The organism is Nocardiopsis sp. iso_238 (assembly GCF_056173325.1).
On the sequence record NZ_CM149668.1, the window covers coordinates 3,685,818 to 3,700,207 of the forward strand.

The window sequence follows — 14,390 nt, forward strand, 5'->3', positions numbered from 1 at the left end:
ACGCGTGACGTCACGCGTGACAGGGGCCGGTCACGGGGACAGTTCGCGGTGGCGTCGGGTCCGCAACACGGGCCGGGTCGCGGAAGGGCGACTGAGCTGCGCGTTGTCGATAACCTCGTCCACCCGGCGGTGGAGGTCTGCGCGCAGCAACTCCAGGTACTCGACCGTGGTGTTCGGGTCGGGGGCGAGGTCGGCGGCGGCCTCGGCGCGTTCGGCCAGGGCGGTGTCGTGCATCTGCTGGGCGATGTGGTGTCGGTCCATCGGGGTCACGGGGGTCTCCTCGGGGCTGGGTCACGTGGGACGGTCACGCGTGACATCGGTCGGTCAGGTGAGGGTGAGGTCCAGTTCGGCTACGAACCGGCGTCCCGAGGGGCGAACGAGTTCGCGGCCGGTCAGCTCAACTCCAACGGTGTCCGCCATCAGGGACCGGGCGCGGTCGAGGTAGGCGCGGGCGTTGGCCTGGTTCTCGGAGTACATGCGCAGCGTCACCCGGTCTTGGACCCGCTGTGCCTTGCAGTTGCACACCTGATCACGGATCAGCTGGGCGAGGTGCTGGGTGAACTCGGGGCGGGTGTCGGGCCGGTACTCGGGGTCGGCCTTGATCTGCCGTGCGCGGTTGATCCCCCTGCGGGTGAGGACGAGGTGGCCGTCCTCGTCTGGTGTGGCGAGGCCGCGGTGGCGGATGGTTTGTTTGGGGCCGGACATGGCGATGATGCGGGCGGGTTGTCCGGCGTCGTGTAGGGCGAGTGCTTGGACGAGTGCGTCCTGCATGTTCTGTGCGTACATCTGGGTCTCCTGTGGGGGTTGGGGGCGGGTGGGGTGGGCCCTGGAGGCCGACCCCACCCATGGGTTTGGTCGGGTTAGTCGTCGTTGTCGCAGCCGGGGCAGGAGTCCGTAAGGAAGTAGTCGTGCGGGCAGCGGGTGTTCTGCGCCAGCTCCCGGCCGGGGCCGCAGATGTAGTAGGCGGGGTAGGCGCGGACGTGCGCCACGGTCGGCACCGTGGCGGGGTGCGGGTAGGGGTCGCGGCCCCAGTCGAAGTCGATCCTGGACAGCCGCCCAGCAGCCTTGTGGTCGGTGGGAAGCAGTTCCCGACCGCGTGGGGTCAGGTACACCCCGGCCGGGGTGCGGCGGGCCAACCCGGCGCCGATCAGGGGGTTCACGGCGAGGTCGTGCAGGCGGCCGTCCGGGGCGGCGTCGAGCAGCCGAACCCGGTGGGCGGGGGCCCCGGGGTAGTCGGGGTGGTCCGCCCAGATCTGGGCGATCTCGTGGGCCTGCTCGCACGCCTCCGCGCGCACCCACTCGTCGTATCCGTCCCGGCCGCACCCGTAGCAGTGCGGGTCACCGTCGTGCATGGCGGTCAGGGAGCGGAGGGCGGTGACGGCGGCGGTCGGGATGGTGTCGGTGTTCTCGTCCAGGCGGGCGGTGATGAAGTCGGTGTAGCGGGACACGGGGGCGTCCTCTCGGGGTTGTAGGTTGAGGGGTGGCGGGACCGGTCTCATTGAGGGTGAGACCGGCCCCGCCGTTGTGTGTCAGGTTCAGGCGGTCGCGCGGGCGGCGTCCAGCTGGGCACGAGCCCTGCTCACGCCCACCCCGAGCGGCGACCGGTAGAACACGGGGCGGCCGTGCTCCTCGTACTCCTCCGCGAGTTCCTTCGCGACCAGGGCCCGGAGGCTGTCCAGCTGGCCGTGAAGGCGGCCGGTGTTGGTCACAGACATCAGGGCCTCCGCAGCGTCGTCGTCCAGGCTCGCGGCGATTCGGTGCGTCTTCGAGAAGGTGCGCGAAGCGGCGATGTACTCAGCCACCAGCGACGCGTAAGCGCCGAGCTCGACGTTCTCCGCGCGGGCCTCCAGGTCGTCAGCGAACCGGGCGAACCCCTCCGCCGTGGCGGGGTAGGCGACGCCGTCGAGGTAGGGGCCGGTCTCGTTGAAGTCCACGACTCCGGCCGGGGTCTCGAACCCGACGACCGCCGGGGTGACCGAGGCGGGGATGGGGTGGTTGTACATCTCGCTCACGGCGCTGCCCGTGAGCACTCCCCGAGGACCGTCCTCCACCTCTTCGCAGTCGTCGCAGTCCCCACGGGGCTGCTGGGCGTCCGGGTGGGCGAGGCACAGAGGGCGCAGCTGGTAGTCGCACTGGCTTCCCTCGCGGTAGGTGACGAGGAGTTCCTGACCCTCGTCCCGGGTGTCGACGTCCTCGACGCACAGGCCGTCCTCGAACACCCCGAACGGGCCGGGCACGAGTGCAGCGGCACGGTCGGCATGGGTCTCGGGGCGGTCCGTGGCCACAGCCTTCTCCTGCTGCGCCCTGTTGTCCTTGTCCGCCTGGTGCCGCTGCTCGTTCGCGTCGTGCTCCCGGCGCTCCATCTCGTTTTCAGCGATCTCGATGGCCTGGTCGGTCAGCGCCCACTGCCCGGTGTCGGTGGCGGTGACCAGGTCGCGGCGGATGATGGCTTCCCGGGTGGAGGCGTGGAGGGTGCGGGCCAGGGTGGGGACCGTGGCGAAGGAGTAGGGGTGGGCGGCGCGCTTCACGGCGGCGACGAGCTCGTTGAGGGCCTTCTCGGGGAGCTTGTTCATGGGGGTGTCCTTTCGGGTTTCGGTGGGGCGGTGCGCCCTGGCCGATGACTCAAGCCTATGCCAAAGTGACTTTGGCACGCAACCTTTTGGCCAAAGCGCTTTTGGCCTAAGATGAAATCGCACCACCCCGGTAAGCTCACCCCCATGACGACGGAGAACCCCTTGATCCAGCAGGTCATCGACGCCCACCGAGGCGTAGACGAAGCCAAGAAGGAAGCCGCCCGGATCATCCACGAGGCCAAGCTGGCCCGCGCGCGAGCCATCCGGGCCGCCCGCGAACAAGAAGTCGAACAGCTGAAGCTCGCTGACGCCCTCGGCACCAACCGCGAAAACCTGCGCCTGTGGGAGAAGGTCCTCGACAAGAAGTGACCTCACGCCGCGGCCGCCTCGGGTACCGCCCGCGCCAACCCCTGTACCGGCCCGTCGCCGTCCACCACACCCAGCCGCCACCGCGCCAGAATCCGCAGCACCTGACGCGGCGTCGTCCCACACCGGGCAGCGGTCACCCGGTGGGATGCACCCGTGGCCAACACCATCCGCACGTCCTCCTCCACCAGCTCCCACTCGGTCGGCCACTCGTCCAGGACGCCGGCCTCCCGGAAGCGGCGGTGGCACGGGCGGACCAGACCTCGGCCGGTCAGCTCACCGAGGCGCCCGCAGCACGCGCACTCCCCGTACCGGCTCACGCCGCAACCCCCAACACCGGCTGCGCCTGGTCGTCGCCATCCCGGTACGTGCCGCACCCGCACCCGGGCCGAAGGCACGTACCGGGCAGGTGCTCTAGGACGTCGTGGCCGCACCGGCACCGCCACGGCGCGGCGAACACCAGACGCAACTGACCGAGCTTCGGGACCTTCGGGGCGGGCCGCATGTCGGGGCCGGACACGTGCTGGTGGGAGTCGTCCGCGAGAAGCCCGGCGTCCACCACCCCATCGACGGCCGCCTTCGCCATCGGCCAGTAGTTCGGGGGGTCCCAGCGCGCGTAGTTCTTCGGAGGGTGGATGTACGCGATCACCCACGCACGTTCCAACCGGGGCATCCCGGACCGGAGCGCGGCGTACTGGGCAGCGGTGCGCACCTGCTTGGTCTGCCGGGCGCGCTCCATACGGTGCGGCCGGTGGTTGCTGTTCATCATTGGCAACCCTGGCTCCAAGGCGATCTCCCACGTGCTCACGCAGCCACCCCCTCTGACTGGATGGGGGCGGCCCTACCAACCCACTGGGAGCACGCGGACCCCTTCACCGTGGGGCGCGGCGACCGAACAAACCCCGCGTGCTCGATGACGCCCTGGGCGCGCTTCGCGGAGAACAACGCCCCCCACTGCGACGCTGGCCGGTCGGGCTCCTCGATCCCGCACTCCTGGACGAGGTCGTAGGCGGTGAACGGGCGGCCGGTCGACGCGAGGTAGTCCACAGCGCGGGAGGCGCGCGACCACCAGTCATCGGAGGTCGCACGCAGCGTGGAAGCCATCCCCGCATTGACGGGGTCGATCCGGTCAGCGAGCTGTTCGCGGTCAGACACCGGACACCTCCAAGGCAGCGTTCGGGCAAGTGGACAGGTGCGTTTCAGCGACCGCCACGTGATGCTCCGCGAGGGCCAACAGGCGGGGGTTGCCGCAAAGCTCGTACACGGCGAGGAGGGAGTCCGCGGCCTCGTACCGCTGGCGGGGGCTCATGTGCCCAACCCGGCGAGGTTGACCTCGGCACGGGCGGTCGCCTGGATCGTGCGACCGACGTCGATGCGGGTGTGCAACGCGCGGATGTGCGCCTTCTGCATGTTGACCAGGGCGGCGGCCTTGCCCCACGTGCGGAACAGGTCATCGCATTCCACGGTGGCGGCGGCCTTGCGTGCATCCACGGAACCGGAGGCGTCCTTGAAGGCGTGCGCGTGCGCGAGCTTGTAGTCCGCTTCGGCGTCAACGGCCACGGCTTCGTACCGGCCGAGGTCGGTGACGGCCTGGTCGAGTTCGCGGGAGAGGTCTGCGAGGTGGAGGACACGGCGGGTGTTCTCTGGGGTTGTCACTGGGGTGCCCTTCGGGAGCGGGGAGAAGGGGAAGAAGGTGGCCGGACCCCTCGCGAAGGGCCCGGCCCGGGGGTTCTACTGGACGACGGTCGGGACCTGCTCGCCGTCCTTGGTCCGCAGGAGACGCATCGGCTTCGACTCCGCGTGCGCGTTCCACGCCTTCACGGTCAGCCGGTACGCCTGGTCACGACCCGTGGTTCCCAGGAACCCCTTACGGTCCGCGATGAACCGGTTCCGCAGGTGCAGACGCGAATCCGTCGCCTCAAGCCCGGCCCCGGTCCTCAGCCCCTCCAACCAGCCGTCGATCCGGTCCGCGTACTGGGTGCGGGAGGCCTGCGCGAGGACCGCCAGGTGCGGAGCGGGCAACACCCGCGAAGTCCTGCGGGTCTCGTTGACCTGCTTCGCCCACTGGGTCAGCTCGTCCTCCCAGTTCTTGAACACGCCCAGGAGAGCGTCGTTATCGCCCTTGCCGATGATGTAGCTGCTCTTCCCGTCCTGGAACGTGCCGTCGACAACGCCGAGGAACCTGCACGCGGCAGCCGCGAGGAGCCCGTAGGGGGTGGACTGGATGAGGTGTCCGGCCTGGCGGCGGCGGCCGACATCGAGCACGGTGAAGGTGTCCCGGTCCATGCCGACGAAAACGAACATGGTCGTGGGGACGTCGGCCAGGGTGACCGCGAGGAGGCGGTGCTGACCGTCGAGGATGAGTCCTTCGTTGTCGAACGCGATGCCCTGGTGGGTGAGCTTCCAGCGGCCCTCGCGCATGGTGTCGGCGTACTGCTGGGCAGCGGGCAGGGACAGGTTCCGGTTGCCCTTGTTGCGGTCGCGGAGCCACGCGCGGGCGGTGTCGGGGGTGATGGTGAAGGGGCCGGAGGCGGTGGGCAGAGCAGTCATGGGGGTTCTCGATTCAGGGAAGGGTGTGGCGGTTGGGTTACTTGGCGGCCTGGCGGGCCTTGTCCGCTGCCGAACTCGACTCGCGGATGGCGTCGTGGTGGGTGGCGATCTCGTCCAGGACGACCACGGCGAACACGTCCCCGGCGTTGGCCTCCGCTCGGGCCCGCTTCTCCAGACGGCGTAGGAACCGGGCGTGGAGCGCGATCTGGTCGGACAGGGTGGAGAACATGAGGGTGCGGAAAAGCTTGTAGGTGCGGTGGGCGGTGTAGGCGATGCCGAGGACGATGACGGCTAGTGCGGTGAGGGCGGCGGTGGTCACAGGGAGGCTCCTAGAGGAAGGGGGAAGCGAGGGCGCCGACGATGAAGCGGGGCTCCACGGGGACGTCGGTCTCACAGACGTGGTCGGGGATGTGGTCGATCAGCCCTGCCAGCACAGTTGGAGCGATCGTGTCCGGGCCACCGCAGCGGCGGCAGTACGGGGCATCCCCGCCGGTGACGGCCTGGACGCTGTCGATCACGGGCACGGAGTTCGGGTCGATGACGCGCACGTCCGGGGGTCGTGGGTGGCTACGCGGCATCGGGCAGCTCCTCGACCGGGTCCGGTTCGATGCACGCGGCCCGGTAGGCGGGGAGCCAGATGGGTCGAATCGCTTCCAGGGCGGAGACGGAGAGCGGGGGCCCGTCTCCCCACACCCGGCGGGCGGCTTCCAGGGCGACGGGATCAAGCGGCATCGGGCACCACTCCTAGGGACTTTCGGTCCTCCGTTTCGGGGTGACCGCAGTAGGGGCAGGCGATCTCGGAGACCTTAAGTGCCCCGTCGGGGAGACCGAAAAGGTCCAGAAGGTCCTGGTAGGTGTCTGCGGAGATGTTGGTGCGGTCGTGTTCCAGGTCGTACACCTGGCCGATGCTGAGGCCGAGGGCGTTGCCGAGGAGGCGGGCAGAGGGGTAGCCGTGCTGGATACGGGTGCGGCGCAGGGCGGAGCCACTGATGGGGAACCGTGTGGTCATGCCCCTAATTTACCGCAATTGTGTGCATTTTGGGAATCCGGGCGCGGGGCTTCGGCATGTGTCTGGGGTCTCACAAGTCACGGTTTCGGCGCCCCCATAGAGGGTTTCAACCCCCAAGGCAACCCCAAATTTCCCCCAATTGTGAGCAGCCAAGGTAGGCTGACCACACCCCACCCTGGAGACACCATGAACGTAAACGACGCCATTGACCAGGACAGACGAGCCAGAGGCTGGACCTGGACCCACCTCTGGCAGATCGTCGGCATCAGCGAAAGCAGCGGCACCAACCTCCGCTACGCCCGCACCACCCCACGCCCCGAACACGTCTCAAAACTCGAAGACGCCCTCGGATGGGACCGCGGCACCTACTGGAAACTACGCAGGGCCACAACCCCGGAGCCCCCGCATCCGTCCTCCACCGAAGAGACGGACACACCCACCACCCCCGCCGACAAACTCGCCGCCCAGATCGACGCAGGACTAGCCGAACTCGGCCTCGGCGTCACCGCGTTCGCAACGAAGGCCGGACTCAGCCGCCGCACCTTCTACAACCTGCGAAGCGGAGAAGGGGGGCACCGCGAAGGGTCGCTCGAACGCCTGGAGACGACCCTCGGATGGGACCCCGGCACCTACCAGGCCATCCTCGACGGCAAAACCGAAGGCCCGGTCCCGATCCCCGTCCCGTCCGTGGACCAGCAGCTCCGCATGGTCGGGTCGATGACCACCGTGGACGGAACCCTCACCTGGGTGGAACACCCGGATGGGCGCAGGGACTACACACTGGTGGGAGACGGGGAACGGTACGGCCTCTCCATCACCCGGTCCTCGCTCTCACCCGAACAGGCAGTCGAGGACCTTCGCCTAGGCCAGGACCTCACCGAGAAGCTTCGCCGGATGTCGGAGAGAACCTGAGTCAATGTAAACCAACACTGTTGGACACACGTCCTAACATGTGACGAGTCACCGTGCGTGATAACCAACCGGCGGATACACCCCAAAATTGGGGCTACCCATCCCAGGTCGGACCCGATACGGTGACTCTCCCCCGCATACACCTGACCCTGGGACGGTGACAGTCAGTGATGGAAGAACCGGGAGACCCCGGCCCGCAAGTGCGTGTCATGACGAGCACACGGCTCCACTCCCCCTACCTCGTACTGAGCGAAGGACTGCCGTGGACCGTGATCGTCGCCCGCGAAGGCGCCCGGTACCACGAGCTGGCCGCCCTGTTCACGGGCGAACTCGATGCGGACGTCCTCCGCGCCTGGGTCACCCCATGGGGTTTCCCTTGGGACGCGAACCCGTGGGACCACCTCGACCCGAACACCCCGTGCAGGGCCGAGGACATCCCGGAGAGCCTGCGCCTCCCCACCGAGCTTGAGGACCGAATCCTCGCCTGTGTGTAGGCGAACATCGACGTGAAGGCCGGGCGGCCGTCCCCGCCCGGCCTTCGTCATGACGATCACGCTCCGTAAACCCAGTCAAGCCAGGGTTCCCGTTCAACGACCCTCCAGCGAACTCGCAGGACTGTCATCACCATGTCATCACGCGCGTCGGAAACCGCCGGAACTAAGAGGGGCCAACCAGAACTCTGGTTGGCCCCTCTCCGCATCAAAGGACGCGCGTTCCTACAGGTACTGGCCGGTGTTGGCGACGGTGTCGATGGACCGACCGGAGTCGGCCCCCTTCTTCCCGGTCACGAGAGTCCGGATGTAGACGATGCGCTCGCCCTTCTTGCCCGAGATCCGCGCCCAGTCGTCCGGGTTGGTGGTGTTGGGCAGGTCCTCGTTCTCGCTGAACTCGTCGACGCAGGCCTGGAGCAGGTGGGAGACGCGCAGGCCCTTGGACTGCTGGTCGATGAAGTCCTTGATGGCCATCTTCTTGGCCCGCGAGACGATGTTCTCGATCATCGCGCCGGAGTTGAAGTCCTTGAAGTACAGGACCTCCTTGTCACCGTTGGCGTAGGTGACCTCCAGGAAGCGGTTCTCCTCGCCCTCGGTGTACATCCGCTCCACGACCCGCTGGATCATGGCGTCCACCGTCGCCCTGGCCGACCCGCCGTGTTCGACCAGGTCGTCCTCGTGCAGCGGCAGGTCCTCGGTGACGTACTTGCCGAAGATGTCCCGCGCGCCCTCGGCGTCGGGCCGCTCGACCTTGATCTTGACGTCCAGGCGGCCCGGCCGCAGGATCGCCGGGTCGATCATGTCCTCACGGTTGGAGGCGCCGATCACGATGACGTTCTCCAGCCCCTCCACGCCGTCGATCTCGCTGAGCATCTGCGGGACGATCGTGTTCTCCACGTCGGAGGAGACACCGGAGCCGCGGACGCGGAAGATCGAGTCCATCTCGTCGAAGAACACGATGACGGGAGTTCCCTCGGAGGCCTTCTCCCGAGCGCGCTGGAAGACCAGGCGGATGTGCCGCTCGGTCTCACCCACGTACTTGTTGAGCAGTTCCGGGCCCTTGATGTTGAGGAAGAAGCTCTTGCCGACGTCCTTGCCGGTGCGCTCCGCGACCCGCTTGGCCAGCGAGTTGGCGACCGCCTTGGCGATCAGCGTCTTGCCGCAGCCGGGCGGGCCGTAGAGCAGCACGCCCTTGGGCGGGGTGAGCTGGTGCTCGCGGAAGAGGTCCTTGTGGAGGAAGGGCAGCTCGACCGCGTCGCGGATCATCTCGATCTGCCCGGTCAGGCCGCCGATGTCGGTGTAGGAGATGTCGGGGACCTCCTCGAGGATGAGCTCCTCCACCTCCGACTTGGGGATCCGCTCGTACACGTACCCGGAACGGGGCTCCAGCAGGAGGGAGTCGCCCGGCCGGATCGGCTCGTCCCGCAGCGGCTCCGCCAGGCGGACGATCTTCTCGTCGTCGTGGTGCGAGATGACCAGCGCGCGCTCGCCGTCCTCAAGGAGCTCCTTGAGCATGACGACCTCGCCGACGGTCTCGAACGACTCCACCTCGACGACGTTGAACGCCTCGTTGAGCATGACCTCCTGGCCCGGACGCAGGTGGTCCAGGTCCACGGAGGGACTGACGTTGACCCGCATCTTGCGGCCGTTGGTGAAGATCTCGACGGTGTCGTCCTCGCGAGAGCCGAGGTAGACGCCGAAGCCCGAGGGCGGCTGAGAGAGCCGGTCGACCTCCTCCTTGAGCGCGACGATCTGTTCGCGCGCCTCCTTCAACGTGGAGACGAGCCGTTCGTTCTGCCCGTTGGCGCCCGCGAGGCTGGCCTGGGCCTCCCGCAGCCGCTCCTCGAGCAGACGCACATGTCGGGGTGAGTCGGCGAGTTTGCGCCGGACCACGCTGAGTTCCTTCTCCATGTAGGCCACCTGGGCCGTGAGCTCAGCGACTTCACGGTCCCGATCGCCCTGACGCTCGTCCTCGCGTTCGGCCACGTCCGCCACCTCCCTGTAGGAACTACTCGGGAACCTACCTACCCATGCCCATTTCCTAACCTGTAACCCCGCACGAGTGTCGTGCACCTCATTATGGGATCTTGCGTAAGACCAGGTCACGGTGGTAGCGAAGGGCCCGACGTAATGAGAAAGTAACCTCCGTGGCGGGGCTGGGGCAAGCACCTTCCCGACAGCGCGACACCCGCGTGCCGCCGGGCGCGGCCCTTTCCGGTCGCCCTCGAACACGCGGAAGGGGCCCGTCCGGATCGTCTCCGGAGGGCCCCTTCACGGTCGGGCGCGCGCGGGTGCTACTCGCCGCCCTCGGTCACCTTCGCGGGCTCGGTGTCGGCCGTCGCGGCGGACGCGGGAGCCGCCGCCTTCGCACCGGCGTCGGCCGCCGCCTTGGCGGCCTCGTAGTCCTTGCCGTAGGCGCCCTTGGCCGGGCGGCGACGGCGCTCGGGGGCCTCCACACCGTCGGCCAGTCGCCGCGCGACCACGAGGAAGCCCGTGTGGCCGATCATCCGGTGGTCCGGACGCACCGCCAGGCCCTCGACGTGCCAGGTGCGCAGCATGGTCTCCCAGGAGCGCGGCTCGTAGAAGCGGTCGTCCCCGCGCAGCTCCTCCACCACGCGCGAGAGCTGGGTGGTCGTGGCCACGTAGCAGCACACCAGCCCGCCGGGGATCAGCGCCCCGGCGACCGCGTCCAGGCACTCCCAGGGGGCGAGCATGTCGAGGAAGACCCGGTCCACGTCGGTCTCGTCGAGCTCCTCGACCAGGTCGCCCACGGTGAGCTTCCAGGCCGGGTGCGGACCCCCGTAGAAGTTCTCGACGTTCTTGCGGGCGATCTTCGCGAAGTCCTCGCGGCGCTCGTAGGAGTGGACCATGCCCTGCTCCCCGACCGCGCGCAGCAGCCAGTTGGACATGGCGCCGGAACCGGCGCCGGCCTCCACCACCCGGGCACCCGGGAAGATGTCGGCCTCGACCATGACCTGGGCCGCGTCCTTGGGGTACACGATGGTCGCGCCGCGCTTCATGGAGAGCGTGTAGTCGATGAGCAGGGGGCGCAGCGCCACGTAGGCCGTGCCGGTGTTGGAGCGCACCACGCTGCCGTCGGGCTCACCGATGAGGTCGTCGTGCTCGACCTTGCCCTTGTGCGAGTGGAAGGTCCCGCCCTCGCGCAGTGTGATGGTGTGCATGCGACCCTTCGGGTCGGTCAACTGCACGGTGTCGCCGTCGGTGAAGGGGCCGCGGCGGCCATGGATACCGGTCAACGTCGCTCTCGTCTTCCCACGTCGCGTTTGGTCAGGGCAGTCGCCCAGCGTATCGGCCTCCGGGCACCGCGACGAACCGTCGGGCCCGCCGGACGGGACCGGGCGGGCGTGCGAAAGGCCCGCCCGTTGGGCAGTATCAGGCGTGTGGACCAGCACCACGCCCATCCGGAACACGAGGACCTCGGGAGACACGACCCATGTCACAGCAGACCACGGGCCTGGGAATCGACATCGGTGGCAGCGGGATCAAGGGCGCACCGGTCGACCTGGGCTCGGGTGAGTTCCTGCGGGACCGCCTGAAGATCCACACCCCCGACCCGGCGAAACCGGCCGCCGTCGCCGAGATCGTGGCCGAGATCGCCGCGCACTTCCCCGAGACCGAGGGCCTCCCCCTGGGCGTCACCTTCCCCGGGGTGGTCCAGGGCGGGATCGTGCGCACCTCCGCGAACCTGGACAAGAGCTGGGTGGACACCGACGCCAGCGCCCTGTTCTCCGAGGCCGCGGGCCGACCGGTGCGGGTGCTCAACGACGCCGACGCCGCCGCCCTGGCGGAGAACCGCTACGGCGCGGCCCGGAACGTGGACGGCACCGTCCTGCTCACCACCCTGGGCACGGGGATCGGCACCGCACTGGTCGTGGACGGCCGACTGGTCCCCAACACCGAGTTCGGCCACCTGGAGATCGACGGCCACGACGCCGAGTCGCGCGCCTCCTCGGGCGCCAAGGAACGCGAGGGTCTCTCCTACCACGACTGGGCCAGGCACCGGCTCCAGCGCTACTACCGCACCATCGAGGACCTGGTGTGGCCGGACCTGATCGTGGTCGGCGGCGGAGTGAGCCGCAAGGCCGACAAGTTCCTCCACCACCTGCACATCCGCACGCCGATCGTGCCCGCCGAGCTGCGCAACACGGCCGGGATCGTCGGCGCGGCCCTGTCCGCCGCGGAGGTCTAGGGGTCCTCCGCGGCGGACCGTCGGGGGGTGAGGGGCCCCGGTCCCGGGGCAGGGCCGGGGCCCCTCGGGGGTGGACACCGCGACCCTCGTCGGGACCACCGGTCAGAAGGAGTGACCGGCGGGGGCGGTACCGCTTCGGGTGCCGAACGGGTCTGGGGCCCGCGCAGAGGGAGACTGGGGCGCGGGCACACCCCAGACACCGTTCCGACACCCGGGACCGTGCGCGCGCACAGCCCGCTCTGGGGTCCGGACGAGGCCGCGGCCGCACCCGGACGCGTCCGTCAGCCGCCCTCCGCCGAGGTGGTCAGGGCGCCGACGATCCTGCGTGCCGCGTCGGAGGTGCGGTCGACCGGGGTGAGCGGGACCCCGTGCAGCCCCGAGGGGAGTCCGTCCTGGCGGGGCCAGCGCATCCACCACCAGAGGTCGCCCCGGTGGGGGCGCAGGAGGGCACGCTGCGGGCGGGCGGCCGGGCCGGCGTCCACCACGCCGGACACCCCGTCCTCACGCGCCTCGACCCCGCGCGCACGGAGCTCGGCGGCCATGCCCCGCAGAGCGAGAGTGGCCAGGTCCACCCGGCACACGGCCTCGGCGGGGGCCTGGGCGCCGAACACGCCCATGGGCGGGGTGCCACGATGCTCGCGTCCACTCCCGGCCAGGCTCGGACTCCCCGCCGGTGGTGTCTCAACGGTCACGCGGCCTCCCTGCCTTCCTCACGGGCCCGGCGCGACACGTCGTACGCCGGACCAACGACCACACCAACTCTGCACCACCCTGAGCAGGGACGGGCACCCGTATGCGGATCACGCATCACACTTTCTTTTTCACACATAGCCACCAAGCGCTCACGGAATCCCTAACCTAAGCTGCATGCCCCAACGAGACGGTGAACTGCCCCAGGACCTGTGGACCCGCCCGCGGATGGCCGCAGCCCTGGCCACCTGCGACATGCCGACGGTCATCGAGGGCGTGCGCTCGGCCCGCGGGTGGTCCCAGGGGGAGCTGGCCCAGGCGCTGACCTATTCACAGAGCTGGGTCTCCCGGGTCGTCAACGGGCAGCAGTCCCTCACCGTCAGCCAGGTCCACGACCTCGCCCGGCGGTTGGGCATCCCGCTCCACCTGCTGCGGTTCGGCGGCGCGGGGAGTACGGAGGGCCCGGGCGCGGAGCGGGGGTCCGGCGTGCTGGACGGCACGCGGGAACCGGACGACGTGGGAACGCGGGGGCTGGGCCGGGGCGCGCGTGAGGAGCCCGCCGGTGCGGGTCGCAACCCCTCCAGACGCCGGGACCCCGGGCGGAGCGTCACCACCGGCCCCTCCGCCCTCGCGGGCGTGCGCCCCGCGGACGGGTACGAGGGATACCACGGCATCAACGAGACCACCGCCCCCGCGCTGCGCTCCATCACCGGCGGCCAGCGCCGCATGGACGCCACCTCCCCGGCGCGCCACCTGCTGCCCGGGGCCGTCGCGCACGTGCACCTGGCCGAACAGATGCTCGGGAACGCGCGCGGGACCACCTTCCACACGGAGCTCAGCGCGGCCGCGAGCGAGGCCTCCGGCTTCGCCGCGTGGCTCAGCGCCGACCTCGGGGACATGGGGTCAGCGCGCATGCACTACCGGACCGCCGTGGTCCGGGCGCGCCAGGCCGGGATGCGCCTCCTGGACGTCTACATGCTCGGCTCCCTGGCCGCCTTCGAGATCGACGTCGCGGAGGACCCCGAACTGGGCCTCGGGCTGGTCCAGGAAGCCGAGCACGTGCTCGGCCCCGCCGCCCACCCCACCGCGCGCGCCTGGCTCGCCTGTATCGGCGCGCTCGCCCACGCCGGACTGGGCGACCGCGTCTCCGCCGCCCGCTCCATCCGGCGCGCCGAGCGCGAGGTGGACAGCCCGGACAACGCCCAGCCGCCCTGGCCGTGGGTGTTCGCCTTCGACCAGGCCAAGGTCGCCGGATACCGCGCCCTGGTGGGGGTCCGGCTGCGCAGCCCGCACGACGCCCGGGCCGCCTTCGCGGAGGCCGTCGCCCCGGCCCCGCGCAACGTCAAGCAGTCGGCGCTGCTCAAGGTGGAGCTGGCCTCCGCCCACGCGGAGGCCGGTGACGTGGACGAGGCCTTCCGGCTCGCCCAGGAGGCCCTGACCACCGGCGTGCGCTTCGACTCCGAGCGCGTGGTGGGCCGGGTCCGTTCCTTCCGCAGGCGCTACCAGGGCCCCCGCGCGCACTGCGTCGAGGACCTCGACGACAGGCTTTCCTCACTGGTTACCGGTATCCCCCTGAGTGGGTAGAAAGT

The 14,390-nt window shown here is 69.7% G+C and carries 21 protein-coding genes; 5 read left to right on the forward strand and 16 right to left on the reverse strand.

The genetic code is table 11. The features are described 5' to 3' along the window. Positions 1-30: 30 nt before the first annotated feature. From AC0VYL_RS16780 to AC0VYL_RS16795, 4 genes are all read right to left on the reverse strand, one after another. A complete protein-coding gene (locus AC0VYL_RS16780; RefSeq protein WP_475480769.1) occupies positions 31-270 on the reverse strand; it encodes a hypothetical protein in 240 nt (79 codons plus the stop codon). Between the two features lie 54 nt (positions 271-324). Further along, a complete protein-coding gene (locus AC0VYL_RS16785; RefSeq protein ID WP_475480770.1) occupies positions 325-786 on the reverse strand; it encodes a hypothetical protein in 462 nt (153 codons plus the stop codon). A gap of 74 nt (positions 787-860) precedes the next feature. After that, the gene (locus tag AC0VYL_RS16790; RefSeq protein ID WP_475480771.1) at positions 861-1,448 is read right to left on the reverse strand and encodes a hypothetical protein; all 588 of its coding nucleotides are present in this window, start codon (positions 1,446-1,448) and stop codon (positions 861-863) included. A gap of 87 nt (positions 1,449-1,535) precedes the next feature. Beyond that, complete coding sequence (locus AC0VYL_RS16795) at positions 1,536-2,573, reverse strand: hypothetical protein (RefSeq protein WP_475480772.1); 1,038 nt, start codon at positions 2,571-2,573, stop codon at positions 1,536-1,538. A gap of 144 nt (positions 2,574-2,717) precedes the next feature. Between AC0VYL_RS16795 and AC0VYL_RS16800 the strand changes: the two genes are divergently transcribed. Further along, the gene (locus tag AC0VYL_RS16800; RefSeq protein ID WP_475480773.1) at positions 2,718-2,942 is read left to right on the forward strand and encodes a hypothetical protein; all 225 of its coding nucleotides are present in this window, start codon (positions 2,718-2,720) and stop codon (positions 2,940-2,942) included. Positions 2,943-2,944: 2 nt separating this feature from the next. Here AC0VYL_RS16800 and AC0VYL_RS16805 read toward each other — a convergent pair whose 3' ends face one another. From AC0VYL_RS16805 to AC0VYL_RS16845, 9 genes are all read right to left on the reverse strand, one after another. Next, positions 2,945-3,259, reverse strand: coding sequence for a hypothetical protein (locus AC0VYL_RS16805; RefSeq protein ID WP_475480774.1), 315 nt, complete (start codon positions 3,257-3,259; stop codon positions 2,945-2,947). Continuing rightward, positions 3,256-3,705 (reverse strand): hypothetical protein, encoded by a 450-nt coding sequence (locus AC0VYL_RS16810; RefSeq protein WP_475480775.1) that lies wholly within the window; start codon positions 3,703-3,705, stop codon positions 3,256-3,258. The genes AC0VYL_RS16805 and AC0VYL_RS16810 overlap by 4 nt, the downstream gene beginning before the upstream one ends. A gap of 38 nt (positions 3,706-3,743) precedes the next feature. After that, the gene (locus AC0VYL_RS16815) at positions 3,744-4,094 is read right to left on the reverse strand and encodes a hypothetical protein (RefSeq protein WP_475480776.1); all 351 of its coding nucleotides are present in this window, start codon (positions 4,092-4,094) and stop codon (positions 3,744-3,746) included. Between the two features lie 150 nt (positions 4,095-4,244). Beyond that, positions 4,245-4,595 (reverse strand): hypothetical protein, encoded by a 351-nt coding sequence (locus AC0VYL_RS16820; protein WP_475480777.1) that lies wholly within the window; start codon positions 4,593-4,595, stop codon positions 4,245-4,247. Positions 4,596-4,670: 75 nt separating this feature from the next. Continuing rightward, on the reverse strand, positions 4,671-5,489 hold the full coding sequence (locus AC0VYL_RS16825) for a hypothetical protein (RefSeq protein ID WP_475480778.1): 819 nt from the start codon (positions 5,487-5,489) through the stop codon (positions 4,671-4,673). Between the two features lie 37 nt (positions 5,490-5,526). Continuing rightward, positions 5,527-5,808 (reverse strand): hypothetical protein, encoded by a 282-nt coding sequence (locus AC0VYL_RS16830; protein ID WP_475480779.1) that lies wholly within the window; start codon positions 5,806-5,808, stop codon positions 5,527-5,529. Between the two features lie 10 nt (positions 5,809-5,818). Then, entirely contained in the window at positions 5,819-6,067 is a 249-nt protein-coding gene (locus tag AC0VYL_RS16835) for a hypothetical protein (RefSeq protein ID WP_475480780.1), read from the reverse strand. Beyond that, positions 6,057-6,221 carry a hypothetical protein gene (locus AC0VYL_RS16840; RefSeq protein ID WP_475480781.1) on the reverse strand — a complete coding sequence of 55 codons (165 nt, stop codon included), beginning with the start codon at positions 6,219-6,221 and terminating at the stop codon, positions 6,057-6,059. The genes AC0VYL_RS16835 and AC0VYL_RS16840 overlap by 11 nt, the downstream gene beginning before the upstream one ends. Further along, the gene (locus AC0VYL_RS16845; protein WP_475480782.1) at positions 6,211-6,498 is read right to left on the reverse strand and encodes a hypothetical protein; all 288 of its coding nucleotides are present in this window, start codon (positions 6,496-6,498) and stop codon (positions 6,211-6,213) included. Before AC0VYL_RS16845 ends, AC0VYL_RS16840 begins: the two co-directional genes overlap by 11 nt. Positions 6,499-6,684: 186 nt before the next feature. On the opposite strand from AC0VYL_RS16845, the gene AC0VYL_RS16850 reads away from it, so the two are divergent. Together AC0VYL_RS16850 and AC0VYL_RS16855 are read left to right on the forward strand one after the other, a co-directional pair. Continuing rightward, positions 6,685-7,410 carry a helix-turn-helix domain-containing protein gene (locus AC0VYL_RS16850; protein ID WP_475480783.1) on the forward strand — a complete coding sequence of 242 codons (726 nt, stop codon included), beginning with the start codon at positions 6,685-6,687 and terminating at the stop codon, positions 7,408-7,410. A 209-nt stretch (positions 7,411-7,619) separates the two neighbouring features. Continuing rightward, entirely contained in the window at positions 7,620-7,904 is a 285-nt protein-coding gene (locus AC0VYL_RS16855) for a hypothetical protein (RefSeq protein WP_475480784.1), read from the forward strand. Between the two features lie 222 nt (positions 7,905-8,126). Here the strand turns inward: AC0VYL_RS16855 and arc are convergent, their stop codons facing one another. Together arc and AC0VYL_RS16865 are read right to left on the reverse strand one after the other, a co-directional pair. Further along, the gene (gene arc / locus AC0VYL_RS16860) at positions 8,127-9,896 is read right to left on the reverse strand and encodes a proteasome ATPase (RefSeq protein ID WP_475453915.1); all 1,770 of its coding nucleotides are present in this window, start codon (positions 9,894-9,896) and stop codon (positions 8,127-8,129) included. Positions 9,897-10,195: 299 nt separating this feature from the next. Further along, a complete protein-coding gene (locus tag AC0VYL_RS16865; protein ID WP_475480785.1) occupies positions 10,196-11,158 on the reverse strand; it encodes a tRNA (adenine-N1)-methyltransferase in 963 nt (320 codons plus the stop codon). 197 nt (positions 11,159-11,355) lie between these two features. On the opposite strand from AC0VYL_RS16865, the gene ppgK reads away from it, so the two are divergent. Continuing rightward, positions 11,356-12,111 (forward strand): polyphosphate--glucose phosphotransferase, encoded by a 756-nt coding sequence (gene ppgK, locus AC0VYL_RS16870; protein WP_475453919.1) that lies wholly within the window; start codon positions 11,356-11,358, stop codon positions 12,109-12,111. A gap of 281 nt (positions 12,112-12,392) precedes the next feature. On the opposite strand, the gene AC0VYL_RS16875 is transcribed toward ppgK, so the two are convergent. Further along, the gene (locus AC0VYL_RS16875) at positions 12,393-12,803 is read right to left on the reverse strand and encodes a hypothetical protein (protein ID WP_475453921.1); all 411 of its coding nucleotides are present in this window, start codon (positions 12,801-12,803) and stop codon (positions 12,393-12,395) included. Between the two features lie 226 nt (positions 12,804-13,029). Between AC0VYL_RS16875 and AC0VYL_RS16880 the strand changes: the two genes are divergently transcribed. Next, entirely contained in the window at positions 13,030-14,385 is a 1,356-nt protein-coding gene (locus tag AC0VYL_RS16880; protein ID WP_475483528.1) for a helix-turn-helix domain-containing protein, read from the forward strand. Positions 14,386-14,390: the final 5 nt, after the last annotated feature.